The sequence below is a fragment of the Streptococcus suis YS56 genome (assembly GCF_000440115.1).
Classification (GTDB): domain Bacteria; phylum Bacillota; class Bacilli; order Lactobacillales; family Streptococcaceae; genus Streptococcus; species Streptococcus suis_L.
On record NZ_ALMY01000010.1, the window covers coordinates 16,098 to 40,840 of the forward strand.

The 24,743-nt window shown below is 42.7% G+C and carries 21 protein-coding genes; 10 read left to right on the forward strand and 11 right to left on the reverse strand.

The features are described 5' to 3' along the window. Positions 1-116 precede the first annotated feature (116 nt). Positions 117-2,657 carry a DNA mismatch repair protein MutS gene (mutS, locus tag SST62_RS0101350; RefSeq protein ID WP_029186007.1) on the reverse strand — a complete coding sequence of 847 codons (2,541 nt, stop codon included), beginning with the start codon at positions 2,655-2,657 and terminating at the stop codon, positions 117-119. Between the two features lie 14 nt (positions 2,658-2,671). Then, positions 2,672-3,112, reverse strand: a complete 441-nt coding sequence (gene argR / locus SST62_RS0101355; protein ID WP_029186008.1) for an arginine repressor — start codon at positions 3,110-3,112, stop codon at positions 2,672-2,674. A 106-nt stretch (positions 3,113-3,218) separates the two neighbouring features. On the opposite strand from argR, the gene argS reads away from it, so the two are divergent. Both argS and SST62_RS1000000111970 read left to right on the forward strand, forming a co-directional pair. Beyond that, positions 3,219-4,907: an arginine--tRNA ligase gene (gene argS, locus SST62_RS0101360; protein ID WP_029186009.1), complete on the forward strand. Its 1,689-nt coding sequence runs from the start codon at positions 3,219-3,221 to the stop codon at positions 4,905-4,907. Between the two features lie 323 nt (positions 4,908-5,230). Then, positions 5,231-6,670 carry an SH3 domain-containing protein gene (locus tag SST62_RS1000000111970; RefSeq protein ID WP_029186010.1) on the forward strand — a complete coding sequence of 480 codons (1,440 nt, stop codon included), beginning with the start codon at positions 5,231-5,233 and terminating at the stop codon, positions 6,668-6,670. Between the two features lie 49 nt (positions 6,671-6,719). Here SST62_RS1000000111970 and SST62_RS0101370 read toward each other — a convergent pair whose 3' ends face one another. Continuing rightward, positions 6,720-7,241: a hypothetical protein gene (locus SST62_RS0101370; RefSeq protein WP_029186011.1), complete on the reverse strand. Its 522-nt coding sequence runs from the start codon at positions 7,239-7,241 to the stop codon at positions 6,720-6,722. A gap of 127 nt (positions 7,242-7,368) precedes the next feature. Between SST62_RS0101370 and SST62_RS01000000111380 the strand changes: the two genes are divergently transcribed. Continuing rightward, the gene (locus tag SST62_RS01000000111380) at positions 7,369-7,584 is read left to right on the forward strand and encodes a hypothetical protein (RefSeq protein ID WP_029186012.1); all 216 of its coding nucleotides are present in this window, start codon (positions 7,369-7,371) and stop codon (positions 7,582-7,584) included. Continuing rightward, positions 7,574-7,699, forward strand: a complete 126-nt coding sequence (locus SST62_RS1000000112980) for a hypothetical protein (protein WP_266577791.1) — start codon at positions 7,574-7,576, stop codon at positions 7,697-7,699. Before SST62_RS01000000111380 ends, SST62_RS1000000112980 begins: the two co-directional genes overlap by 11 nt. 178 nt (positions 7,700-7,877) lie before the next feature. Here SST62_RS1000000112980 and malQ read toward each other — a convergent pair whose 3' ends face one another. Beyond that, positions 7,878-9,416 (reverse strand): 4-alpha-glucanotransferase, encoded by a 1,539-nt coding sequence (gene malQ / locus SST62_RS0101385; RefSeq protein ID WP_029186013.1) that lies wholly within the window; start codon positions 9,414-9,416, stop codon positions 7,878-7,880. Positions 9,417-9,721: 305 nt separating this feature from the next. Here malQ and SST62_RS0101390 point away from each other — a divergent pair, with 305 nt between their 5' ends. The 6 genes from SST62_RS0101390 (at position 9,722) to pulA (ending at position 17,128) form a co-directional block, all read left to right on the forward strand. After that, positions 9,722-10,975, forward strand: a complete 1,254-nt coding sequence (locus tag SST62_RS0101390) for an extracellular solute-binding protein (protein WP_029186014.1) — start codon at positions 9,722-9,724, stop codon at positions 10,973-10,975. Positions 10,976-11,079: 104 nt separating this feature from the next. Beyond that, positions 11,080-12,375 (forward strand): sugar ABC transporter permease, encoded by a 1,296-nt coding sequence (locus SST62_RS0101395; RefSeq protein ID WP_029186015.1) that lies wholly within the window; start codon positions 11,080-11,082, stop codon positions 12,373-12,375. A 1-nt stretch (position 12,376) separates the two neighbouring features. Beyond that, positions 12,377-13,219 carry a sugar ABC transporter permease gene (locus SST62_RS0101400; protein WP_029186016.1) on the forward strand — a complete coding sequence of 281 codons (843 nt, stop codon included), beginning with the start codon at positions 12,377-12,379 and terminating at the stop codon, positions 13,217-13,219. Between the two features lie 127 nt (positions 13,220-13,346). Continuing rightward, on the forward strand, positions 13,347-14,060 hold the full coding sequence (locus SST62_RS0101405) for a hypothetical protein (protein ID WP_228376833.1): 714 nt from the start codon (positions 13,347-13,349) through the stop codon (positions 14,058-14,060). A gap of 9 nt (positions 14,061-14,069) precedes the next feature. Further along, positions 14,070-15,053: a LacI family DNA-binding transcriptional regulator gene (locus tag SST62_RS0101410; RefSeq protein ID WP_029186018.1), complete on the forward strand. Its 984-nt coding sequence runs from the start codon at positions 14,070-14,072 to the stop codon at positions 15,051-15,053. 23 nt (positions 15,054-15,076) lie between these two features. Continuing rightward, entirely contained in the window at positions 15,077-17,128 is a 2,052-nt protein-coding gene (gene pulA / locus SST62_RS0101415) for a type I pullulanase (protein WP_029186019.1), read from the forward strand. 151 nt (positions 17,129-17,279) lie between these two features. On the opposite strand, the gene nrdI is transcribed toward pulA, so the two are convergent. From nrdI to SST62_RS0101450, 7 genes are all read right to left on the reverse strand, one after another. Then, positions 17,280-17,732, reverse strand: a complete 453-nt coding sequence (gene nrdI, locus SST62_RS0101420) for a class Ib ribonucleoside-diphosphate reductase assembly flavoprotein NrdI (protein ID WP_029186020.1) — start codon at positions 17,730-17,732, stop codon at positions 17,280-17,282. Positions 17,733-17,808: 76 nt separating this feature from the next. Then, positions 17,809-18,747: a YitT family protein gene (locus SST62_RS0101425; protein WP_029186021.1), complete on the reverse strand. Its 939-nt coding sequence runs from the start codon at positions 18,745-18,747 to the stop codon at positions 17,809-17,811. After that, a complete protein-coding gene (gene aspS, locus SST62_RS0101430; protein WP_029186022.1) occupies positions 18,734-20,527 on the reverse strand; it encodes an aspartate--tRNA ligase in 1,794 nt (597 codons plus the stop codon). Before aspS ends, SST62_RS0101425 begins: the two co-directional genes overlap by 14 nt. Positions 20,528-20,758: 231 nt before the next feature. Further along, complete coding sequence (locus tag SST62_RS0101435; RefSeq protein WP_029186023.1) at positions 20,759-21,211, reverse strand: GNAT family N-acetyltransferase; 453 nt, start codon at positions 21,209-21,211, stop codon at positions 20,759-20,761. Between the two features lie 9 nt (positions 21,212-21,220). Further along, complete coding sequence (locus tag SST62_RS0101440; protein ID WP_029186024.1) at positions 21,221-22,132, reverse strand: aldo/keto reductase; 912 nt, start codon at positions 22,130-22,132, stop codon at positions 21,221-21,223. A gap of 67 nt (positions 22,133-22,199) precedes the next feature. Continuing rightward, a complete protein-coding gene (locus tag SST62_RS0101445; protein ID WP_029186025.1) occupies positions 22,200-23,213 on the reverse strand; it encodes a glycosyltransferase family 2 protein in 1,014 nt (337 codons plus the stop codon). 163 nt (positions 23,214-23,376) lie between these two features. Beyond that, positions 23,377-24,741, reverse strand: a complete 1,365-nt coding sequence (locus SST62_RS0101450; RefSeq protein WP_029186026.1) for a metallophosphoesterase — start codon at positions 24,739-24,741, stop codon at positions 23,377-23,379. Positions 24,742-24,743 lie beyond the last annotated feature (2 nt).

Consider the following 24,743-nt stretch of genomic DNA (forward strand, 5'->3'; position numbering starts at 1 on the left):
TCTTTCATCAGTATAGCCTATGTACATCAAAAACAACAAGATATTTTCAAAAGACATCTCCAATCGTTCGTTTTTTGACCAAAAAAGCCAGAACAACTGTCCTGACTTTCATTGCCTTATATTTTTTTCTTCAATTCTGCCACCCTCATCATGACTTCCATCGGGGTCATATTGTAGATGTCTAGTTTTTCCAGTTCATCGAGGACTGGGTGAGAAGGCGTGTCTGCGAAGAGGTCAAGTTGACCTGACGGCTCTTCCACAACTGTCGGAACTGGGTGAGTTGGTGCAGTAGGGGCTTGGTTTTCAAGCGTCTGCAAAATCCTGTCCGCCCGCTCCAATAACTCCTCTGGCATTCCAGCAATCTTAGCCACGTGAATCCCGTAGGACTTGTCAGCTGGGCCTTGTGCAATCTTGTGGAGGAAGGTGACTTGGCCGTCCTTCTCCAAGGTTGATACATGGACATTCTCTAAGTGTTCCAAGGTCTGGCTAAGGTCTGTCAACTCATGGTAGTGGGTAGCAAAGAGAGTCTTGGCACCAATCTTGTCGTGGATGTACTCGATGATAGACTGGGCCAGGGCCATACCGTCATAGGTAGCCGTTCCCCGTCCAAGCTCGTCAAAGAGGATGAGCGACCGATCTGTCGCCAGACGGACCGCCTTATTGGCCTCCATCATCTCCACCATAAAGGTCGATTGACCACTAACCAAGTCGTCTGCCGCCCCAATACGGGTGAAAATAGCATCGAAAATCGGCAATTCAGCCTGATCAGCAGGCACATAAGAACCCATCTGCGCCATGATGACGATAACCGCCAACTGCCGCATATAGGTAGACTTACCACTCATGTTTGGACCAGTAATCAATTGCATATGCGTATCGGTATTCAAGTGAATAGAGTTGGGAATGTAGGTCTGCTTGCCCATGACCTTCTCCACCACTGCATGACGTCCACGGTCAATGGTCAGTTCTCTTTGATCTGTGAAGCGTGGACAAACCAAATGTTGCTGCTCCGCCACAACTGCAAAGGCCTGCAAAACATCGATGGTTGCAATGGTCCGAGCCAACTTCTGCAAGCGACCGATATACTTCTCAACCTCTTGGCGAATCCGCATGAAAATCTCATACTCTAGGTTAGCCGATTTATCACGCGCCTCCAACATCTGCCCTTCAATCTTAGCCAACTCCTCCGTACCATAGCGCTCCGAGTTTTTCAAGGTCGCCTTACGGAAAAAATGGTCCGGCACATTGCCCAGATTGGAATTGGTCACATGGAAATAGTAGCCGTCTTTTTTGTTGTAATCAATCTTAAGATTGTTGATACCAGACGCTTCACGCTCCTTGGCCTCAATCTCTGCAATCCAACCCGCACCCTCACGCATGACCAGGCGGTACTGGTCCAAGGTTTCATCAAAGCCCGTGCGGATGATATTGCCGTCTGTAATAGCCCCTTGGGCTTCTGGGTCAATAGCAGAGCTGATGAGAGCGTGCAGTTCTGGGATTGGGTCCAATCCAGCTACCAGATTGCCTAGAGCAGGCTCATTGATTTGTAGCAAGATATTCTTGATTGCTGGGATATTTCCCAGAGTCTGGGAGAGCTGCAAGAGATCCTTGGGCATGGTTTTTCCAAAAGACACCCGACTGGCCAAGCGTTCGATGTCATAGACACCTTTTAAAGCCTCGACCAAGTCACTCCGTTCAAAGAAGTAATCCAGAAAAACCTGAACGACAGCCTGACGACTCTCAATCCGCTTGAGGTCAATCAAGGGCCTGTCAATCCAAGCCCGCAAGAGCCGCATCCCCATAGCTGTCTTGGTTTCGTCCAGCAACCAATACAAGCTGCCATGCTTCTTGCCAGTTCGACCATTTTCCAGCAGGTCCAAACTGGATTTGGTTGCATAGTCCATTTGCAGATAGTCCTTGATTTCATAATGGACCACCTTCTGTAAGTGGCTCAAGTCCCGCATCTGTGTCCGGTGCAGGTAGCTGAGGAGTTTGCCCGCCGCAGCCTTTTCCAAATCCGTCAGCGAGTTATCAATCAGCTGAACATCCTCCGTCACCTCATCTTCAAAAGACAGCAACAAGTTCATCTGATTGGAGAAGACCTGCTCTTCTTCCTCAGAAAGAGCGTAACCAATGACCAATTCACGCGCTCGTAAGTTCCTGATTTCACTACAAAGACTGGTAAAATCATCCAAACTAGTTACAAAAAATTGCCCTGTTGACACATCCATGTAGGAAAGGGCATATTGCACACCCTGACGGTCAATAGTGACCAGGTAGTTGCTATCGGCTCCCATTTTGGTGGAATCCATGACTGTTCCCGGTGTGATAACCTGCACCACTTCCCGCTTGACCACACCGACCGCTTGTTTTGGATCCTCCATTTGCTCAGCAATCGCCACCTTATGCCCCAGCTCAACTAATGTATCAATGTACTGCTGGGCTGCATGATAGGGAACGCCTGCCATGGGAATGGGATTTTCCGCATTTTTGTTCCGACTGGTCAGAGATAATTCCAAAATCTGCGCAGCTTCGACCGCATCTTCATAAAATAATTCATAAAAGTCACCCATACGAAACAGCAAAAAAGCATCTGGATAGTTTGCTTTAATATCCAGATACTGCTGCATGCCTGGAGAAATTTTTTCTGTTGCCATTCTTTCTCTCTATTCTAATTCAAGTAATAATTTATTTCAGCCTCAACCTGTTTGGCGGCCTCCTCATCTCGACAGATAACCAACAAGGTATCTGCACCTGCCAAGGTTCCTAAAATCGACTTTGGCTTCTCAGCATCGATAATATTGGCCATCAAAGCAGCTTCCCCAAGGTCCGAATGAAGAACTAGGATAAAACTAGCTCTGTCGACTTTATATGCATATTGTGCCAATAGTTGGATAAAGTTAACTCCGTCTTCCTCCACTGCCAAAGAATAAAAGGAATGCCCATTTTCATGAATTTTTATCACGCCTAATTCACGCAAGTCCCGTGACAATGTGGTCTGGGTCACCACTACTCCTTGAGCCTCTAATGCCTGCTGAATATCTGTTTGACGTCCAATCTTTTCCTGACGAATCATGGCCCGAATCAAATCATGTCGTCCTGTTTTATTCATCATTTTACCTCAGAATGTATATTTATAGAAATATTATAACACTTTTCCCCGCTATTAGCCTAGAAATGTGATAAAATAGAATCAATAACGTTGGAGGAAATCCTATATGAATCAAAAACAAATGATTGCAGAAAAATTGGCTGCCATCCTTCCGAGTTTGGAAGTGGAAGCTATCTACAATCTGCTAGAAAAACCAAAATCATCAGAAATGGGCGATATTGCCTTCCCTGCCTTCTCACTTGCTAAAGTGGAACGCAAGGCTCCACAGGCTATCGCAGCAGATATCGTTGAAAAACTCGATACAACTGGCTTTGAAAAAGTTGTTGCAACGGGCCCTTATGTCAACTTCTTCTTGGACAAGGCTGCAATCTCCCACCAAGTCTTGACAGATGTTATTACTGAAAAAGACCAATACGGTCAACTCAACATTGGTCAAGGACGCAATGTAACCATCGACATGTCTAGCCCAAACATTGCTAAACCATTCTCAGTTGGCCATTTGCGCTCAACCGTTATCGGTGATGCCCTTGCTAACATCCACGAAAAGCTTGGCTACAAGCCAATCCGCATCAACCACTTGGGTGACTGGGGTAAACAATTTGGTATGTTGATTGTTGCCTACAAACTTTGGGGTGACAAGGCTGCGGTCGAAGCAGATCCTATTTCAGAATTGCTCAAGCTCTACGTCCGTATCAATGCCGAAGCGGAAGAAAAACCTGAGTTGGACGAAGAAGCACGCCAATGGTTCAAAAAATTGGAAGATGGCGATCCAGAAGCACACGAGCTATGGCAATGGTTCCGTGATGAAAGCTTGGTCGAATTCAACCGCATCTACGACAAACTCGGCGTAACATTCGACAGCTATAATGGCGAAGCCTTCTACAACGATAAGATGGACGAAGGTATCCAAATCTTAGAAGAAAAAGGACTTCTTCAAGAGTCTAAAGGTGCCAAAATCGTTGACCTTGAAAGCTACAATCTGCCACCAGCCCTCATCATGAAAACAGACGGTGCAACACTTTACATCACACGTGATATGGCAACAGCTATGTACCGCAAACGCACTTACGACTTTGTGAAAAGCATCTATGTCGTTGGCCAGGAGCAAATCAACCACTTCAAACAGCTCAAGGCTGTCTTGAAAGAAATGGATTTCGACTGGAGCGACGATATGACCCATATCACCTTCGGTCTGGTTACCAAGGACAAGAAAAAGCTATCCACTCGTAAAGGAAATATCATCCTGCTCGAGCCAACTCTAGATGAAGCTATTTCACGTGCCCTTACTCAAATCGAAGCTAAAAACCCTGACCTTGAAAACAAGGAAGAAGTGGCACACGCAGTTGGTGTCGGCGCTGTTAAGTTCTACGACCTCAAAACCGACCGTGACAACGGCTACGACTTCGACCTAGAAGCTATGGTTTCCTTCGAAGGCGAAACAGGTCCTTATGTACAATACGCATACGCCCGCATCCAGTCTATCCTGCGCAAAGCCAACTTTGTACCAAGCGCAGAAAATGACTACAAACTGGCTGATGCAGAAAGCTGGGACATCATCAAGCACATCCAAAACTTCTCAAACGTTGTAGAACGTGCTGGTGATAAATTTGACCCATCCCTCATTGCTAAATATGCTATCAACCTAGCTCAAGCCTTCAACAAGTACTACGCACACACGCGTATCTTGGATGAAAGCCCAGAGCGTGACAGCCGTTTGGCTCTTGCCTACACAACTGGTGTCGTCCTCAAAGAAGCTCTACGTCTTCTCGGCGTAAAAGCACCAGAAAAAATGTAATTACATCCTATCCTCAATCTTACTGGTTGAGGATTTTTCGTTGCCAGCAACCAATAAATTTCAGTAAACGACTAAAAAATTTCAAAAAATATCAGACAAGTGCGAATAGATTTAGCGAGGGGGAATAAGAACCTGTATTCACAGTTCAGTACTTCCACTTAAAGCTAGTTTTTCAGCTACTCATCATTCGTTTTTTTCAAAATACAGTCAGTATTCTCTCAAAAACTTCCTTGATGAGCGAAAAATGGTCTCTTATCTAAAAGTACTTTACTAGTGAATACAGGTTCTAAGACCTCTACAAAACATTTTTTAAAGGAGTCTGAATGACACAAAGAACACTGACAACAAATCAACCACGTTTTTCTATCCGCACCTATTCACTCGGCGCCGCCTCTGTTTTACTTGCCTACGCTTGTCTAACAGCTGGCCCAGTGGCTACTGCCAATACGACAACCGGTACAGCTATAACCCCGTCTTCCACCCAAACAAGGACGACTAGCTCGACTGGTCAGGACATAAAAACACAAGTCAGTCAATCTACTAGCAATCAGTCTAGTACAAACCAAACAAGTACTACGACTTCCATTCAATCCACCCCATCAAGCTATCAAGAAAAGAACCCTGCAGGCACAACTACATCGTCTACACAAGTAACCACTCCATCTTCTAGTCCAGCTACTCCAGCAAGCTCTCAACAAACGACATCTGCTTCTCAGGAAAGTCAAAGCCAGACTAAGCAAACAAAAACCAACCAAAACCAGACTAATACTTCATCAGCAAGTAGCTCTGCTATTTCCCAAAAAAATACAAGCCAAAGTCAGACGCGTAACAGCCAAAGCCCTACAACAAATCAAGCAAGGACCGCAACTGTTCAAAATTCTAGTACACGTTCTACAACAACCGGCTCAATTTCACAAGGTGACGACTATCCCTATAAAACAGGTTGGCAAATCGACCCTTGGGGGCTCTATACACGTCAGTGTACTTCATTCGTAGCTTATCGTCTCAGTTCCGTAAACGGCTTTACACTACCTCGTGCTTATGGTAATGCCGATGTTTGGGGAACGAGGGCTCAAAGCGAAGGTTATCGAGTTGATATGAATCCTGCCTTAGGATCCGTTGCTTGGTGGAATACCATGCACGTTGCTTGGGTAACTGCAATTGATGGCGACCGTGTTGAAATTGAAGAATATAATTACAACTATTCAGAAAGTTACCACAGACGATGGATTTCTAAAAATTCTGTCAGCGGCTACATTCATTTCAAAGACCTATCTAGCTCGTCCATTACCCAAACAAAGCCAACCACTTCTAATTCCTCTAGCTTAGCTTCAAGCGGAACTTATACCTTCACTCAACAAGCACCTATTAAAAATGAAGCCAAACAATCCAGCTCGACTATCGATTACTACTACTCTGGAGAGACAGTTCGCTATGATAAAGTACTGACAGCAGATGGATATCAGTGGATTAGCTATCTTAGTTATTCAGGGGCTCGTCGTTATATTCCTATCAAGCAAATAACACCAACTCAAGTAGCACAGCCATCTACTCAAGCTAACAATCAGCTTCCTGCATCAGGTACTTACACCTTCCGTAGTAGAGCTAGTATCCGTAATCAACCAAGCCTATCCTCTGCCGAGGTTGCTTACTATAACGCTGGCTCATCTGTCCGCTATGACCGCATTGTCACTGCCGAAGGACGTCAATGGATCAGTTATGTCAGCTTTTCTGGGGCCCGTCGCTACATTGCTATTCCATAAAAACAAAGAAACTGCAGGGTCACTATGAACCGTGCAGTTTTTTAGATGATTAAATATCTGTGGAATTAATAGCAGTACTTGGCTGTTCCTTTGGCTTACGTAAATGGAAGAACACCGTCACACCAAAATAAATAGCAAATAAGACAATATTGATGATGTAGCCCCCTAACATAGTTGCTGCTGTCACATCACGAAAGGCTGCATCTGAGTAGAGTTGAGCAACACCTTTACCTGCTAGGTAGTTATAGGTGTTCAGTAGCAAGGTTGAAAATAGATAGCCAATGTAAAGATAGGAGGCCAGCTCATTTTTCTTCATGAATAGGAAAACAATGACCGCAATCAGTAGACCAAACATGACTATAGCTGCTATCTTCTGAATCATGCTAGTCTGGAGATTGGCTGTTTCGCGCGAAACAAGAATATACTCTTCCACATTAATCCCTGCAGCTCCCTGCATAGCCGAACGAACCTGCTCCTCGTTAAAGATCGAAACAAAGGCACTGAATAGCCTCAAGATACTGGCAATACTAGATAGTATCACAAAAATATACAAATGAATTGGTCTTTTCATATAGAAACCTCCTAATTTTAGTTTAATTCTACTCCAAAAACCATGCTTTGTCAATGTGAATCTGTGAACAAGTTGAAAAAAATATATTAAAATGCTATGATAAAAAAAATGGTAAGGAGGAACAGTGATGAAACATTTCAAAAAATACTACTGGCTATACTTTTATCTCTACCTACTCTTTTATCAATTTGCGAAATTACTCTTCCCTGACCTCACTAATATTTTGGCTGCTATCGGTTTCTGGAGCTTTGTTGCCGCCCTGCTCTATACCATCTACTACTGGATTAGCTACTGGCTCTATGTCCGTAAGCAGAAAAATAAAGGAGTTGAACATGATGAATGATCTCTTACAATTACTAGCCATTATCATCTTCACAGCCTTGAGTACCTACGCCATGTCTGACTGGGGAAAATACTGGAGACAAGAGGATGATGGTGTTAATGACGATAAGTATTAATGTTATATTAGCAACTTCTTTAAAACAAAAAAATCAGTCGGTCATACTTACGAAAGAAGAATTCAACTCTTAGAAACACTTAGATTTCCTTGTTTCTAAGATTTTTTCTTGCCTTCTTAATGAAAAAAGATTGAAGAAATAAGTCCAAAATTGACTACTTCTTCAATCGGCTACCAGCCTAGGCTGATGGTTCTGTCATTTCTTGTTCTTTTGCTTTTATAATAGCATTCTCACGGCGGTAGGTCACTGTCAAATCAAGCAAGTCCGCCTCAATAGCAGGGGTAAGCTGGTCAGCAGTCATCCGCCAGGTCCAGTTGCCACCAAGGGTATTTGGCAAATTCATGCGGGCTGACCCATCCAGACCAAGCAAGTCCTGCATAGTAGCCACAGCCATAAAGGCAGGTGAACCGAACAACAGGCGGAACATCGCATGGCTAACCGTTTCATCATCACGACGATTGCTGTACTTGTCTAAGAATGCACGGGATTCTTCCGTCGTTTCCTTTTCATACCAACCCAGAATCGTATCATTATCATGGGTACCAGTATAGGCTACGACATTATTGCGGTGATTGTGCGGCATCTCAATGCTGTCGCCCTCAGGGTCAAAGGCAAATTGCAAGACTTTCATACCTGGGAAACCAGTTGTTTCACGCAGTTGAATCACCTTGTCTGTCACAGTTCCCAAATCTTCTGCGATGATATTTAAATCACCCAAGTGATACTTGATGGTTTCAAACAGTTCAAAACCTGGTGCTTCTACACGGTAGCCGTTAACTGCCGTTTCTTCCCCAGCCGGGATTTCCCAGAAGGAAGCAAAGCCGATAAAGTGGTCAATCCGTACCATATCATAAATCTTGAAGGATTCACGCAAGCGAGCCACCCACCAAGTAAAGCCATCGTATTTCATCGCTTCCCAGTCATAGATTGGATTGCCCCAGAGCTGACCGATTTCTGAAAAGGCATCAGGTGGACAGCCTGCAACCACACTTGGCTTGCCTTCTTCATCCGTCTTAAAGAAGTGTGGGTTGGCCCACATATCAGCTGAATCAGCTGCGATATAAATCGGCATATCCCCAACAAACTCGATCCCTTTGGCATTGGCGTAAGCCTTCAAAGCATGCCACTGGCTGAAGAACAAATACTGGGTGATCCGGTGGTAATCCATCTGATCCGCCAAGAGATGACGGTAATACTCTAAAGTATCGTGATAACGCAGACGAGCCCCCTGGTCCTCCCAATCTGTCCATGGTTTGAGGTCAAAATGCTCCTTAATCGCCATGTACTCCGCAAAAGTATGCAACCAAAAACCATTTTCCTCTGCAAAAGACCAATAATCAGCAGGTAAGCCCTCTGCTTTTATAGCCTGCACAACCTTTTCCAACACAGGACGACGACCGTGAAAGATTTTGGCATAATCCACTTCTGTAGCATTGTCACCAAAGTCAATCCCAGCAAGATCAGCCTCTGTCAACCAGCCCTTTTCAATCAAGAAATCAAAATCAATAAAGTGGGTATTTCCAGCAAAGGCTGAAAAAGACTGATAAGGTGAATCCCCATAACTGGTTGTACCTAGTGGTAAAATCTGCCAATAACGTTGCTTGGTCCTTTCCAAAAAATCAACAAAATCATAGGCAGCCTGTCCCATAGAACCAATGCCGTATTTACCTGGTAATGATGAAATGTGCATCAGCACACCACTCTGTCTTACTTTCATAAGCTCTCCTATCTAATCCGCTTACATGACGCAAACGTTTTCTCTTTTTCATTATATACTGAAAACGGTAACAAATCAAGCTTTTTTCACAGTTCTATCAAATAATTTCGATAGCATTTACAAGTTTCTTCATTAAATAATGAAGCGTTTTTCCGATATTTTATATTAACCTAAAAAAATTTTTTAATTTTTTTATAAAAACACTTGCAAACGCATTCATTCTGGTGTATAATAAATTCATCTTAGGAAAACGTTTGCGCTAGCAAGCGTTTCACAATAAAACATTTATTCTTGGAGGGAAGAATATGAAACACAAACTTCTTAAGAGCGTTGCTCTCTTGGCTGCATCTACAGCTGTTTTGGCTGCTTGCTCAAACTCATCGTCAGAGTCATCTAGCTCAGCAGACAGTAGCAAAGAATTGACGATTTACGTTGACCAAGGTTATGAAACTTACATTAACGATGTAAAAGCTGCATTCGAAGAAGAAAACGGTGTAACTGTTAACGTTAAAACTGGTGATGCCCTTACAGGTTTGGATAACTTGTCATTAGATAACCAATCTGGCTCAGCTCCAGACGTTATGATGGCTCCATACGACCGCGTAGGAAGTCTTGGTTCAGAAGGTCAATTGTCTGAATTAACACTTGCTGATACAAGCAAGGCTGACGATACAACAACTGCTCTCGTAACAAACGATGGTAAAGTCTACGGTTCACCTGCTGTTATTGAAACACTTGTTCTTTACTACAACAAAGATTTGTTGACAGAAGCACCTAAAACATTTGCTGATCTTGAAAAATTGGCAACTGATAGCAAATATGCATTTGAAGGTGAATCAGGTAAAACAACTGCTTTCCTTGCAGACTGGACTAACTTCTACTACACTTATGGACTTCTAGCTGGTTACGGTGGTTATGTATTTGGTGACAATGGTACAAACCCATCTGACATCGGTCTTGCAAACGACGGTGCAATCAAAGCAATTGAATATGCTAAAACTTGGTACGAAAAATGGCCTCAAGGTCTTCAAGACGGAACTGCAGCAAACAACTTGATCAACACTCAATTTACAGATGGTAAAGCTGCGGCAATCATCGAAGGCCCTTGGAAAGCTGCTTCATACAAAGAAGCTGGTTTGAACTACGGTGTAGCAACAATCCCAACACTTGCAAATGGCAAAGAATACGCTGCCTTTGGTGGTGGTAAAGCTTGGGTTGTTCCATCAGGTTCTCAAAACCCAGAAATGGCACAAAAATTTGTTGACTACTTGACATCTACTGATCAACAAAAAGCTCTTTACGATGCAACAAACGAAGTTCCTGCTAACACAGAAGCACGTGAATATGCTGTAGGCAAAAACGATGAATTGACAACTGCAGTTATCAACCAATTCGCTTCAGCACAACCAATGCCAAACATCTCAGAAATGAGCACAGTTTGGGAACCTGCAGGAAACATGCTCTTTGAAGCTGCTAGCGGAGCTAAAGATGCTAAAACTGCTGCTACTGATGCTGTTAAATTGATCGAAGATACAATCGCTCAAAAATACGGTAACTAGTCAAGTTTAAAGTTGGACTGGGAAGAACTCCCAGTCTACTTTGTTAATATCCTGCTAAAAAGTATATTGACATTTAAAGTTGACTCTCGATGCTAAAGGAGACTATGACTATGAAACAAAATCCAGGTAAAGCACTCCTTTTGTCCTTGATCCCTGGTCTCGGACAAATCTATAATAAACAAAAAGCAAAAGGATATATCTTCTTAGGAGTTACTATTGCATTTTTGATTTATTTCATTGCTATTGCTGCTGGTGAATTAGGAAATTTGATTACCCTAGGTAGTCAACGCGGACGTGACAACTCCCTCTTTATGTTGATTCGTGGTTCTTTCCACTTAATCATCACGGTTGTTTATCTCGCTTTTTATGCCCTTAACCTAAAAGATGCTAAAGATACAGCCCAACGTTGGAATAATGGTTACCCTGTACCAACAACATTAAATGAGATGGTAAAAGGTGTCTATGAGAATGGATTCCCATATCTCTTAATTATTCCATCTTACATTGCCATGACTTTTGCTATCATCTTCCCTGTTGTGGTAACCCTCTTTATCGCCTTTACCAACTACGATTTCCAACATTTGCCTCCTGGCGCTCTATTGGACTGGGTTGGACTCACAAACTTCACCAATATTTGGAAATTGAGCACCTTCCGTTCAGCTTTCGGTTCTGTTCTAGGTTGGACAATTATTTGGGCCTTGGCTGCTTCAACTGCACAGATTGTTATCGGTATCTTGACAGCCATCATTGCCAACCAGCCATTTATTAAAGGCAAACGCATCTTCGGTGTTATCTTCTTGCTCCCATGGGCTGTTCCAGCCTTCGTGACTATCTTGACTTTCAGTAACATGTTCAACGATAGTGTCGGTGCCATTAACACACAAGTATTGCCATTCTTGAGCAAATTCTTGCCATTTATCGACAACTTCCTTATTCCATGGAAAACAGATCCATTCTGGACTAAGGTTGCCCTTATCATGATGCAGGCTTGGCTTGGTTTCCCTTATATCTACGTCTTGACCTTGGGTATTTTGCAATCCATTCCAAACGACTTGTACGAAGCGGCTTACATTGACGGTGCAAGTGCTATTCAAAAATTCCGCAGTATCACACTTCCAATGATTTTGGCAGTGGCTGCACCAACTCTTATCAGTCAGTACACCTTCAACTTCAACAACTTCTCTATCATCTACCTCTTCAACAACGGTGGACCTGGTAGCGTCGGTGGTGGTGCTGGTTCAACTGACATCTTGATTTCATGGATTTACAAATTGACAACTGGTACTGCTCCTCAGTATTCAATGGCTGCAGCGGTGACCTTGATTATCTCTATGATCGTCATCAGTATCTCTATGATTGCATTCAAGAAATTAAATGCCTTTGAAATGGAGGATGTATAAGATGAAAGTATCTGTAAAAACTAGACGCATACTCAATCAGACCTTTACTTACCTTTATCTGATTACCCTCTCTATCATTATCATCTATCCTCTATTGATTACCATCATGTCAGCCTTCAAGTCTGGTAACGTGGTTGCCTTCAAATTGGATAGCAATATCAACTTTACACTAGATAATTTCAAAGGACTCTTTACCGAAACTCTTTACGGAACTTGGTACCTCAATACGCTTATCATTGCTCTCTTGACAATGGTTATCCAAACAAGTATAGTGGTATTAGCAGGTTATGCATATAGCCGTTATAACTTCATCGCTCGTAAACAGAGTTTGGTCTTCTTCTTGATTATTCAAATGGTGCCAACCATGGCGGCTCTTACAGCCTTCTTCGTTATGGCCCTCATGCTCAATGCGCTCAACCAAAGTTGGTTCCTCATCTTCCTCTATGTCGGTGGTGGTATCCCAATGAACGCTTGGCTCATGAAAGGCTACTTCGATACGGTGCCAATTTCCCTCGATGAATCTGCAAAACTAGACGGTGCTGGTCACTTCAGACGTTTCTGGCAAATCGTTCTTCCACTTGTTCGCCCAATGATTGCTGTACAAGCGCTCTGGGCCTTCATGGGACCATTTGGAGATTACATCCTATCCAAATTCTTGCTTCGTGAAAAAGAATTTTATACTGTAGCCGTTGGTCTTCAAACCTTCATCTCTGATGTGAAAAACTTGAAGATTGCCTACTTTGCGGCAGGTGCTATCCTTATCGCCCTCCCAATCAGTATCCTATTCTTCTTCCTACAAAAGAACTTTGTATCTGGTTTAACAAGTGGTGGTGACAAGGGATAACCCTGTCCCACCTTTTCCCTTTTTAGACAGAGCAAAGATATTTATGAAAGGTTCACTTATGCTCCCTTATCCATTCTCATATTTTTCTAGTCTATTCTCCCCAAAAAGCATGTTTGCCAATCGACATATGATGACACTCTGGCAGCGACTATTTACGACTATTTTCCTGGTCGCCCTATTAGTCATCCCAAGTTCATTGCAAACTGCCAGTCTTGAAACCTACCCTATGGAGAATTTTGTAGAGGGGATTTATAATCCCTTGACAGAGCAAATTGTTGAGGATCTTCACCAACATGTAACAATTGAAAATCATCAACTGGCCTATACTGGAAATGGTAACTGGGAACAAGTAACCTTCGGCGACACAGTGTCTACGAGCTCCGACTTCTCCTATCAATTTGACACACAAACCTTAACCATTCGAAAAGGTCAGGATATCCTGACCCAGTTAAGCTATGAAGGTCTAACAACCGCTGATTTCTCTAACAAGGAAAGCTTGACAACTGCCATTTCAAAATCATGGTATCAAGCCAATCGTGCAGCCGTTGGCCTAAGTATTACCCTAGTGTCGACAATTATCCTCTCGACCAACCTTCTCTTTATTTTGCTAGGCGCTAGCTTCTTCCTGTTTTTAACGAAGAAATCTCGTTTCTTCCATTTTAAAACCTTTGCAGAGTGCTATAATTTCTCGCTCAATTGCTTGGGACTACCAACCATTTTAGCCTGTCTGATTGGCTTGTTTGGTCAGCCTGTCACGACTGTTTTAACCATCCAGAATATCCTGTTTGTACTATGCTTACTATGGGTATTTTTCAAAACCAAATTTAGAGATGACAATTAGGAGGTTCCCATGCGCGCTACCATTAAAGACGTCGCTAAGTTAGCAGGTGTTTCGCCTTCTACCGTTACCCGCGTCATTCAAAACAGCTCTGCCATTAGCCAAAAAACCAAAGATTTGGTAAGAAAGGCCATGGCTGAACTCAATTACCATCCCAATCTAAATGCTCGTAGTTTGGTTTCCAGCTACACCCAGGTTATCGGCTTGGTCTTGCCAGATGATTCCGATGTCTTCTACCAAAACCCCTTCTTCCCAACAGCCCTGCGTGGCATTTCACAGGTGGCTGCAGACCACAATTACGCCCTTCAAATCTCTACGGGCAAAAATGAAGAGCAACGTCTTGAGGCTATTTCTCAAATGGTTTACGGGAAACGAGTAGACGGGCTGATTTTCCTTTATTCCAAGCCAGATGACCCGCTGGTCCAGCTAGCCATTCAGCATAAATTTCCCTTCCTTATTCTCGGAAAGGCAGATTCCCCGTTTATCTCCCTAGTCGATAACGATAATATCCAAGCTGGATTTGAAGCGACCAATTACTTTATCAATAAAGGCTACAAGAATATCGCCTTCGTCGCTGGTAACAAAGAGCTGGTCGTATCCCAAGACCGCTATGCAGGCTATAAAAACGCCCTGAAATCACACAACATCCTTCTAGATGAAAACAAGGTCAAGTTTGTATCAGGTTTCCTTTTGGAAGATAGTGCCTATAAGATTTCCAAGAAATTACTCAGACAGGATATAGACGCAATCGTCACAACCGATACCATGGTCGCGGAAGGGATTGTCAAATACCTCAACGAAGCCGGTACCAAACTCCCCATCATATCCTTTGACTCTGTCAAACCAAAATTGGATATTGAAGCCTATGTCGATGTCCATGCCATTAAACTTGGACGCGTGGCCTTCAATACCCTCCACCAAATTATCAACGACAACAAGGAAGACAAGCAGGTCTGCTACCGCCGTGTCATTCCGCATACTATTACCGAACTTTAACCTAGAAAGGAGCCGTTTGGCTCATGGCATTACGACAATTTCAAGCATTTCTAGATGATGTAGCTACTATTCGCCTAGTAATGGAAAAACGATTTGATTCCGAGCACATGAGTTTCTCTCTCGAATCATCCGACGCTACATCTCAACTCTTTATTCATTCCTGTCTAGAGGTAGATAATCTGGTTCTCTACTATCTAACCAGCCTACACCCTCTCAGTTTGGACACGGACTATATCATTTACGACCAGGACAGAAACAAAACCGAGTTAGGCTATGGGCATATCGTTCGCTCTGCTATTTTCGAACAAAATTATACCTATAACGGCCGAGACTTGGGAGCAACCTACAGCCCTCAGTCCACCAGCTTCAAGCTCTGGGCTCCTATCTCCAAGCAAGTCTTTCTAGTTCTAGAGGGCAACCCTCATGCAATGACCAAGGGTTCTAATGGTGTCTGGCAAATCACAGTAGAGGGTGATTTGGACAGTCAAAGCTACCACTATCTCCACAAAGTCAATGGCGAGTGGATTGCTGTTCACGACCCGTATGCCCTTTCGTCTAAGGCAAACTCTGGCGATAGCTATATCATCAACCCAAATAAGCTCCACAAGGTTCGTCGTGCCAAGACTCAACGCCCTATCTCTCAGGCTATTGTCTATGAAATGAGCGTCCGTGATTTCTCTTGGCAGACGGAAGCCGGCTTTAAACACCGTAGCCAATTCCTCGGTCTGACAGAATCTCCTGTCTTAGACGGTATGCAGCTTGGCATGAACTATATCAAAAACTTGGGCGTAACCCATATTCAACTCCTACCAGTGTATGATTTTGGCAGTGTGGATGAAAACAAACCTCAGGCTGTTTATAACTGGGGGTACGACCCTATGCAGTACAATCTGCCTGAAGGATCCTTCTCCAGTCTGCCAAATGACCCCTACGCCCGTATCTTAGAACTCCAAGAAGCTATCCAGGCCTACCATGATGCAGATATTTCAGTTATTATGGACGTAGTTTACAACCACGTCTATCATGCTGAAAAGTACGCATTTGAGCTTATCGTTCCAGGCTACTTCTATCGCTATGATGACCACGGCATGCGAACAGACGGGACATTCTGCGGTAACGACGTTGCCAGCGAGCGCAGTATGGTCCGCAACTACATCAAACAATCCCTTCGCCAATGGCTAGAACTCTATGGTTTTGATGGCTTCCGTTTCGACCTTATGGGGATTTTAGATAGCGAAACCATCAACCAGATTCAAACTGAATTATCTACCATTCACCCAAATGTCTACCTCTATGGCGAAGGCTGGAAAATGGCAACAGGCTTAGAATATGAAAAACTGGCCCACCAGTACAACGCAGACCAACTCCCTGAAGTGAGCTTCTTCAACGATGACTACCGTGATACCTTCAAAAAGCTCTTACTCAACCCACATCGTTTGGTTGACAAGCAACTACACGAAAAAGTGCAGCATCTTTTGACAGGTAGCCGCTATAGCCACTTCATCAAACCGCAGCAGTCACTCAACTATATTGAGTGCCATGATAATGCGACAGCCTTTGATTACTTCCATATTGAAAATCCAAGCTGGACACCGCAACAACAAAAGCGTGCTGCAAGTTTTGGACTACAGTTGATCCTAATATCTCAAGGTATGGCCTTTATCCACAGCGGACAAGAATTCTTCCGTACAAAAGATGAAATAGATAATACTTACAATGTCCCTGACCGTATCAACCGTCTGGACTGGACACGAGCTATTCGCTATAAGGAACATATCGAATTCATTCAGGAATTAATTACCTTCCGCAAAAATAATCCAATACTCAGCCAGGATAACTACGAAAGTATCCAAGAAACTTGTGATTTCTACTGGTTAACTGAATATGTTCTTCGCTATCAAGTGACAAGTAAAGAAAAGACCATTCAATTTATCATCAACTTTGCGGATAGTGACTTTACCTATGAACGTGAAAAAGATAAGACAGTTCTCTACAACTATCCTCCAGTCGAAGAGCGTGATCAGCAAGAAATCACGATTGCAGGACAGAGTATTTGCATTTTAGAAGACAAATAGGACTTTAGACCGATGAAACACGGTATAGTCTGAGGTATACTATAGTCAATCCTAAATATTTTTCATAATCTCCTTAAAACTCACTGGTCACGCTGGTGAGTTTTTTTGTGTGACAAAAAAACAACCCAGCATAAAGCTGAGTTGAGGCTCTTTACATCAATTCCATTATCTTCCGACCAATGCGTTCAATGTCATTCTGCATCCCTCTGAGTTCGAAGGTGTCTATAACAGGAAAACCAAATCGCTCAGCATATTGCTTGGCAGTCAGACAATATTGGTTGTTGAAATTACGATTGCCTGAACCAACGACACCCAGACAGAGCTCTGCATTGGTCCCCAAAGCGATAAAATCTCCAAGAGGATTGGTCAGAATTTCCACATCTCCATTGTCCACTCCATTTCCACCTTCTAAGTAGGTTGGTAAAAAGGCGACAAAGGGTGCGTCTAGCTGGTAAAAGGAAATGTCCTGCTTGACCAAATCTTTAACATGGACCAGTTCAATCTCCCAGTCAGTTTGAAATTGGAAAAAAGACTTTAGGCGTTTCACAAAACTCTCTGTATTGCCACTCAAACTGATATAAACCAAATATATTTTCTTCTTCATACATTTCCTCTTTATAATAAAAACACTACATGTAGACTGTAAATACTATTTTACTCCTACATGTAGTGTTTGTCAATCAGTCACTTTCCACAAACCGACCAATAATATTGACGTTGTCAGCTACCGATACAAAGGCTTTGGGGTCTGCCTTTTTCATAATATGCTTGAACTCACTGAATTCAGCTCGCGTGATGATGGTAATTAAAACCGTCTTTTGCTCATGGTTATAAGCACCCTCAGCACCGTTGATAATGGTCACACCACGATTAAGCTTCTTATGGATTTTCTTAATGACTCGTTCAGGATGATTGGTAATAATCATGGCCTGCATCCGTTTTTGTTTCACGAAAATCGCATCTGTCATGCGACTGGAGATAAACAGCGCAACCATTGAATATAAGGCATATTGCCAGCCAAAGGTCATCCCTGCAATCAACATAATCATAATGTTGACAATCAAGGAAATGGAACCAACTTGACGTCCCGTCTTCTTGCGAATAATAATAGAAACAATATCAGTACCACCACTAGATACATTGTTCCTAAGCGCAAAGCCAATCCCAGTTCCCAGCATGAGACCACCGAAAATAGCATTGACTAACGGATCCATCGTCAGGGTAACTGGCGGCATAAATTGGATAAAGAAAGAACTGAAGGATACCGTAATAAAGGTAAAGATAGTAAATTTATAACCAATTTTATACCAGGCTAAGATAAGCAAGGGGATGTTCAGACCGTAGTAGACCACCGCAATCGGTACATTCCAACCAGCGTAAGAAGATGCCAGAGCAGAAACAATTTGTGCAAGACCAGTAACTCCAGACGAATAGACATTCCCTGGTCTAAAGAAAAAATTGACTGCAATACTAGATAGGAGTCCATAAATAATGGACCCCGATATCCGTTCAGCATATTTTTCCCGAGAAATTCCCAAAATGACCGACCAAAACTTATTCTTTCTGGCCTTTCTTAAAAAGCGTACACGCTGTTTTCTGAAAAATTTATTCATTTTCAAGTGTAATGTCTAAAGCCAATTCCTCTAATTGAGCTGATGCAACCGTACTTGGTGCCTGTGTCATCGGATCAGATGCCTTGTTATTCTTCGGAAAGGCGATAACTTCACGAATATTATCCTCACCAGCCAATAACATGACAAAGCGGTCCAAACCGATAGCCAATCCACCGTGTGGTGGGAAGCCGTAGTCCATAGCTTCAAGCAAGAAACCAAACTGCTCATGCGCATCTTCAGCTGAGAAACCAAGCGCCTTGAACATCAACTCCTGCATCTCTTTTTGGTTGATACGCAAACTACCGCCGCCCAGCTCATAACCGTTCAAAACAATATCGTAGGCAACTGCGTGTATCCTCTCCAAAATACTACCTTTTTCTCTAGATAACTTTTTTAATTCCCCCTTATTTGCCTTCAATTTCTTTATAGAATCTTTATCTGGCAAAGTGAATGGGTGGTGGGCACTCATATAGCGACCTTCCTCTTCAGACCATTCAAACATCGGCCAGTCCACAATCCAGAGGAAGTTGAATTTGCTTTCATCAATCAAACCTTGCTCTTTTGCCAAGCGGTTACGCAAAGCTCCCAGGGTATTATTGGCTACTTCCAATTCATCCGCCACAAAGAGGACCAGGTCCTTATCTTCAAGTTGTAAACTTGCTATCAACTTATCTGTAATACCTGTCAAGAACTTAGCAACTGTACCCGCTAATTCTCCCTTGTCAACCTTGATCCAAGCAAGACCTTTGGCACCAAATTGTTTTGCGTATTCTGTTAATTTATCAATGTCTTTACGTGAGTAGCTATCCGCCGCACCCTTGACCACAATGGCTTTGACAACTGGTGCTTCTGAGAAGACCTTGAAGTCAACTTCCTTGACAAGTTCTGTCAAGTCTTGCAAGAGCATCTCAAAACGAGTATCTGGCTTGTCTGAACCGTAGCGGTTCATTGCATCCTCATACTTCATACGTTTGAATGGTAAAGTTACATCAATTTCTTTGGTATCTTTCAAGACCTTGGCAATCAACTTTTCTACGATGTCTTGGATTTCTACTTCGTTCAAGAATGAGGTTTCTAAGTCCACCTGTGTAAACTCAGGTTGACGATCTCCACGCAAATCCTCATCACGGAAACACTTAACGATTTGGTAGTAACGGTCAAAACCAGCATTCATCAAAAGCTGCTTAGTAATCTGTGGACTTTGTGGCAGGGCATAGAAATGACCTTTTGACACACGAGATGGTACCAAGTAGTCGCGTGCACCTTCTGGTGTTGACTTAGTCAACATTGGCGTCTCCACATCAATAAATTCCAAGTCATCCAGATAATTGCGAATGCTGTGGGTTACAGCTGCACGTAATTTGAAGTTGTTGAGCATTTCTGGACGGCGAAGATCCAAATAACGATAACGAAGACGGGTATCATCACTAGCTTCAATGCCATCTTTGATTTCAAACGGAGTTGTCTTAGCCGTGTTCAACACTGTCAAGCTGGTTACTTGCAGTTCAACAGCTCCTGTCGGGATATTGTCGTTAGCTTGCTCACGCTCCACAACCGTTCCTGTTACTTCGATAACAAACTCACTGCGGAGACTCTCCGCTTTTGCCATCACTTCAGCTTCAACTGACTCAGGGTTAATCACCAATTGCATAATGCCTTCACGGTCACGCAAGTCGATGAAAATCAGACCACCTAAGTCACGACGACGGCCAACCCAACCTTTCAAAGTAATTTCCTGTCCGACATGTTCCTTACGAACACGTCCAGCGTACATAGAACGTTTCATTTTCTTCCTCTTTTACTGATTTTATACCTATTCATTCTACCATAAAATGGCTGATTTTTGGGGGAAATTGCCGAGAAAAATCTAAGAACCTGTTTTCACTGTCCAGCACTCCTATCTAAGACTAGCTATTCAACTACTCAGCCTTAGTTTTTTCAAAATACAGTCCGTATTCCTACAAAAAACTATCTCTTATAGAACTTGACTTGTGAGTACAGGCTTAAAAAACCAGCATTAAACGACTGGTTTAGTATAAAGCATATCTAAATGCGGAATATCGTCCTCTAGATAGACTTCTGAAACCAGCTCGAAACCTAACGAACTATAGAACTTTTCTAAATGGGCTTGGGCACCGATTTTAATCTGACTTTCTTTCCATTCGTTTGTAATAAAGTGAATTGCCTGCTCCATCATTGGTCTACCTAAACCTTTGCCACGATGACTTGGCTTGATGACCACACGACCGATGGAAACTTCATCATAACTTAGACCAGCTGGCAAGATTCTCAAGTAAGCTACTAACTCTCCTTCGTCAGTTCCCAAAAGATGAAGACAGTTTGGATCCTTACCGTCAACTTCAGGATAGGGACAGGCCTGTTCAACAACAAATGCATCAACTCTCAGTGTCAAGATAGTGTAAAGCTCCTGTAAACTTAGTTGGTCAAATGATTTTATTTCCCATTGCATAAGCACCTCCTAGGGCAAGATGTTGCCTGCACTTCTGTAAATCTCGTACCATTCTGGTCTAGTCAAGGTAATCTGACTAGCTTGTGCAATCTTGGTCAAACGTTCTGGATTCATGGACCCAACAATGGTTTGAATCTTAGCTGGATGTCGTAAAATCCAGGCTACCACAATGGTTTCATGTGAAACATTGTATCGCTCTGCTATTTCCCCAATTGTCTGGTTTAAAAGAGCATAATCTGGATGGTTGGCAAAAATACCTTGTTGCAAATCAATCAAGAAAGGTGACCAGGCTTGGATAGTGATTTTTTTAAGCTGGCAGTATTCAATCAGCCCACCATCACGCATAGTCGCAGCATCATCTTTCATATTGACGTGAAGCCCCGCATCAATCAAAGGCGTGTGAGCAGGAGATAGCTGCAATTGATTAACTGCAAGCGGTTGATCTAGATAGGATTGAAGTAACTCCATTTGGTAAATGTTTTGGTTGCTGACGCCAAAATGATGAACCTTCCCTGCTTTTTTCAAGAGATAAAAGGCTTCTGCTACTTCCTCTGCTTCCATCAAAGCATCCGGACGGTGTAAGGCAAGAACATCCAAATATTCTGTATCCAAGCGCTTCAAAATCCCATCTACAGATTCCAAAATATAGTCTTTTGAAAAATCAAAATAGCCCTTGCGAATGCCACATTTGGACTGGAGAAGCAGGTCCTCACGTCTCAAACCTGCCAATTTTGCTCCTTGAGCAAAGCGAATTTCTGACTCACCACTACCATAAATATCTGCATGATCGAAAAAGTTAATTCCCTGTCCAACAACTGTATCTAACACTTTAGCAGTTTCCTGCTCTGTCAGACTAGCCATTCGCATACAGCCTAAAGCAATTCGAGAAACCTGTAAACCTGTCTGTCCTAATTCTTGCATGTGTCTTCTCCTTGTAAGCGTTTTTCTTCTATTCATTATAACAGAAAAACTCAGCCGAAACTGAGTTTTAGTTAAAACCATAAATTCTTTTCGCGATTTTATAGACAGCATTGGAAATTTTTCGGCCTGGATACCCGTATAGGTTAGTTAATTGCCCGAGTAACCCTTTTCGAACGATTTTAAAGAGAGCTGGATTGTTATCACGAATATAGTGCCATAATTCCTGCTTTTTCATCATGTGTTCAGCTGTTCCAGCACGATTAAGAAGGGCACAGGAGATAATGGTGGTAATTTCCACATGATTGAGCAAATAACTCCGTAAATCAGGATTGTCAATCGCCTCCAAGTCTAAATTATCTACCAAGATTCGATTGACTTTTAATTGCTGGTCAATTCGTTTAATCATGACGGATTCATTGACAGACTGGTCATTTCGCCCAATAAAGTAACGATAAAAATCTACTGGCAGATAGAACATGGTTTTCACAGCCTGTAAAGGGGTAAACACGAAAATATTATCCACATAGAAAGTATGCTCTGGTAGAACGAGACCAACCTCACGCAATAAATCTGTCCTGTAAATCAAGGAATGCATCATCATGTATTGACCCTTGGAAAAGGCACCTACATCCTCCCAACCGAATATACAGTTCTCAGGTAGAGTGGATTGATAAGACATGGATTTTTTACGAGATTGTCCCTCTTTTTCATAAACAAAGTTGGAGATAAAGGCATCAACTGGCGTATTTTCATCTTCCAATGCCTGCAAACTCTCTAGGATCTTCAAATAGGCCCTAGTATCAACCCAGTCATCTGAATCTACAACTTTAAAGTACTTCCCCTTGGCCTCACGTATCCCTGTATTTACAGCTCCGCCATGGCCCTTATTGTCCTGATAGATGGCACGTACATTTGAAAATTGATTCTCTAGTCCCTCTGCGATCTCCTGAGTCCGATCGGTCGAGCCGTCGTTAATAATCAGAATTTCAACCTTGTCACCACCCATTACAAGGGAATGAACACAGTAATGAAGGTAAGCCTCCGAATTATAACTCGGAATGGCAATGCTTAGTAAGGTCATCTTTCTCTCCGTTTGACACAATTTGTTATTATTTTATCACATTTTCAGGAAAGTTGCTGAGCATTTTTATTTGTAAAAACAGACCTACTCAGACAGTTACTAAGGCATAACTTATTCACAACCTGTGGAAAAGTTGTGGATTTCTTCAACAATCTGTGGAAAACTATTGGACAAAATCTTTTTCTGTTTTAATCTCTAGTTTTTCCACATCTCGACCTTGACTCCGTTTTATCATCACATCAAGATAATCAGCCAAGAAACTTCTCGGTGATGCTGCTTGCAAGGTCTGATAGGCTTGGCTAGGAAATACCGTCTCATCAAGCCAAGTCTGGTCCAATTTTTCTCCTGAAAAATAAGCACGATTGGCTGGTATGATAAATTGTGAAATAGCATCTGCCGTCTCGCCATCATACCACCGTTCATCGTTCAACACATTGTGGACCATGATGTCACTGGTATTGTCAAAGACGGTTTGTAAGTAGCTTAGGTGATCCTGCAAATTTAGATCACTAGGTTGGTGCTTTTCTGCCCACGAAGCCATATCAAGTTGAGTTTTTTGATAGCGAATGTTTGCATCATCAAGGTTCAATTGGCCGATAATTGCTGGATAAATAGAAAATGCTCCATTGACCACTTCAGTATAGCTGACTTGCCCCAAGTCTTCTTCAACAATATTCTGAGAATGAGTGTGGCCTGAAAAACCAAATTGAATGCCATATTGATTGAACACAGTCTTCAAATCGGCAGCATTATCCAAAGTGTAGCCTTTTGAGAGCATGGCATGCTGTTGCAAGACATTGTGATGGACAACAGGTATCAAGTTTACTCCAGCTTCCTTGGCTGCCTGAAGCTGTACGTCTATCCAATCCAAGGACTCTTTTTTGATACGTCCATTGGTTGGAGGAGCTCCTTTACCGTAGCCGTCAGAGTAGATGTTACTGTCTAGCATCAGAAACCATGCATTGGAAAATGGCTTAGCCAGATAGCTCAATGAGGCTTGATCACGACTGCTGGCTTGTTGATAGCCATGATCGTCAAATATATCTGAAAATTGCTGAGCGGTAACTTGATCCGTCACTATCTGCTGATCTCCCTTAAAGGCCCTAGCCCAACCACTGGCAATATCATGGTTGCCAGGAATGACCAAAACCTCCGTTCCTTTTTCTTCAATCTGGGTAAAATACTGCGCCAATTCAACCATGCTCTGCTTTTCACCATTGAGAGTCAAATCCCCACTGACTAGTAACAAGGAAGGATGTTCACGCTCAACCTGCTCAACCAGAGCCTCCATCCGCTCTTTACCATAGCGCAAATCCTTACCAGCAGCTGTCTTTTCGATATAAGAAAATGCCTCTCCATCATCAAATAAATCCTGTGATAAATAATGCAAATCTGTGATAATCCAAATTTTATCTTGGTCTCTTAATGCAGCCTCGACATAGGATTGCTGACGCTGGCCAACAATAGCAGACAAAATCAAAACAATGGCTGCAATAGCTCCTAACAATAATACTATTTTCTTCTTCATAC

What these genes read in the sequence shown, in the direction of transcription:
- SST62_RS1000000112980 (WP_266577791.1), top strand. Translation starts at nt 7,574, where the DNA reads ATGATGAATGATCTCTTACAATTACTAGCCATTATCATCTTCACAGCC.
- SST62_RS0101400 (WP_029186016.1), top strand. Translation starts at nt 12,377, where the DNA reads ATGAAAGTATCTGTAAAAACTAGACGCATACTCAATCAGACCTTTACT.
- SST62_RS0101395 (WP_029186015.1), top strand. Translation starts at nt 11,080, where the DNA reads ATGACTATGAAACAAAATCCAGGTAAAGCACTCCTTTTGTCCTTGATC.
- SST62_RS1000000111970 (WP_029186010.1), top strand. Translation starts at nt 5,231, where the DNA reads ATGACACAAAGAACACTGACAACAAATCAACCACGTTTTTCTATCCGC.
- SST62_RS0101440 (WP_029186024.1), bottom strand. Translation starts at nt 22,132, where the DNA reads ATGCAAGAATTAGGACAGACAGGTTTACAGGTTTCTCGAATTGCTTTA.
- nrdI (WP_029186020.1), bottom strand. Translation starts at nt 17,732, where the DNA reads ATGAAGAAGAAAATATATTTGGTTTATATCAGTTTGAGTGGCAATACA.
- SST62_RS0101390 (WP_029186014.1), top strand. Translation starts at nt 9,722, where the DNA reads ATGAAACACAAACTTCTTAAGAGCGTTGCTCTCTTGGCTGCATCTACA.
- SST62_RS0101435 (WP_029186023.1), bottom strand. Translation starts at nt 21,211, where the DNA reads ATGCAATGGGAAATAAAATCATTTGACCAACTAAGTTTACAGGAGCTT.
- mutS (WP_029186007.1), bottom strand. Translation starts at nt 2,657, where the DNA reads ATGGCAACAGAAAAAATTTCTCCAGGCATGCAGCAGTATCTGGATATT.
- SST62_RS0101445 (WP_029186025.1), bottom strand. Translation starts at nt 23,213, where the DNA reads ATGACCTTACTAAGCATTGCCATTCCGAGTTATAATTCGGAGGCTTAC.
- malQ (WP_029186013.1), bottom strand. Translation starts at nt 9,416, where the DNA reads ATGAAAGTAAGACAGAGTGGTGTGCTGATGCACATTTCATCATTACCA.
- SST62_RS0101405 (WP_228376833.1), top strand. Translation starts at nt 13,347, where the DNA reads ATGATGACACTCTGGCAGCGACTATTTACGACTATTTTCCTGGTCGCC.
- SST62_RS0101370 (WP_029186011.1), bottom strand. Translation starts at nt 7,241, where the DNA reads ATGAAAAGACCAATTCATTTGTATATTTTTGTGATACTATCTAGTATT.
- aspS (WP_029186022.1), bottom strand. Translation starts at nt 20,527, where the DNA reads ATGAAACGTTCTATGTACGCTGGACGTGTTCGTAAGGAACATGTCGGA.
- pulA (WP_029186019.1), top strand. Translation starts at nt 15,077, where the DNA reads ATGGCATTACGACAATTTCAAGCATTTCTAGATGATGTAGCTACTATT.
- SST62_RS01000000111380 (WP_029186012.1), top strand. Translation starts at nt 7,369, where the DNA reads ATGAAACATTTCAAAAAATACTACTGGCTATACTTTTATCTCTACCTA.
- argR (WP_029186008.1), bottom strand. Translation starts at nt 3,112, where the DNA reads ATGAATAAAACAGGACGACATGATTTGATTCGGGCCATGATTCGTCAG.
- SST62_RS0101410 (WP_029186018.1), top strand. Translation starts at nt 14,070, where the DNA reads ATGCGCGCTACCATTAAAGACGTCGCTAAGTTAGCAGGTGTTTCGCCT.
- SST62_RS0101450 (WP_029186026.1), bottom strand. Translation starts at nt 24,741, where the DNA reads ATGAAGAAGAAAATAGTATTATTGTTAGGAGCTATTGCAGCCATTGTT.
- argS (WP_029186009.1), top strand. Translation starts at nt 3,219, where the DNA reads ATGAATCAAAAACAAATGATTGCAGAAAAATTGGCTGCCATCCTTCCG.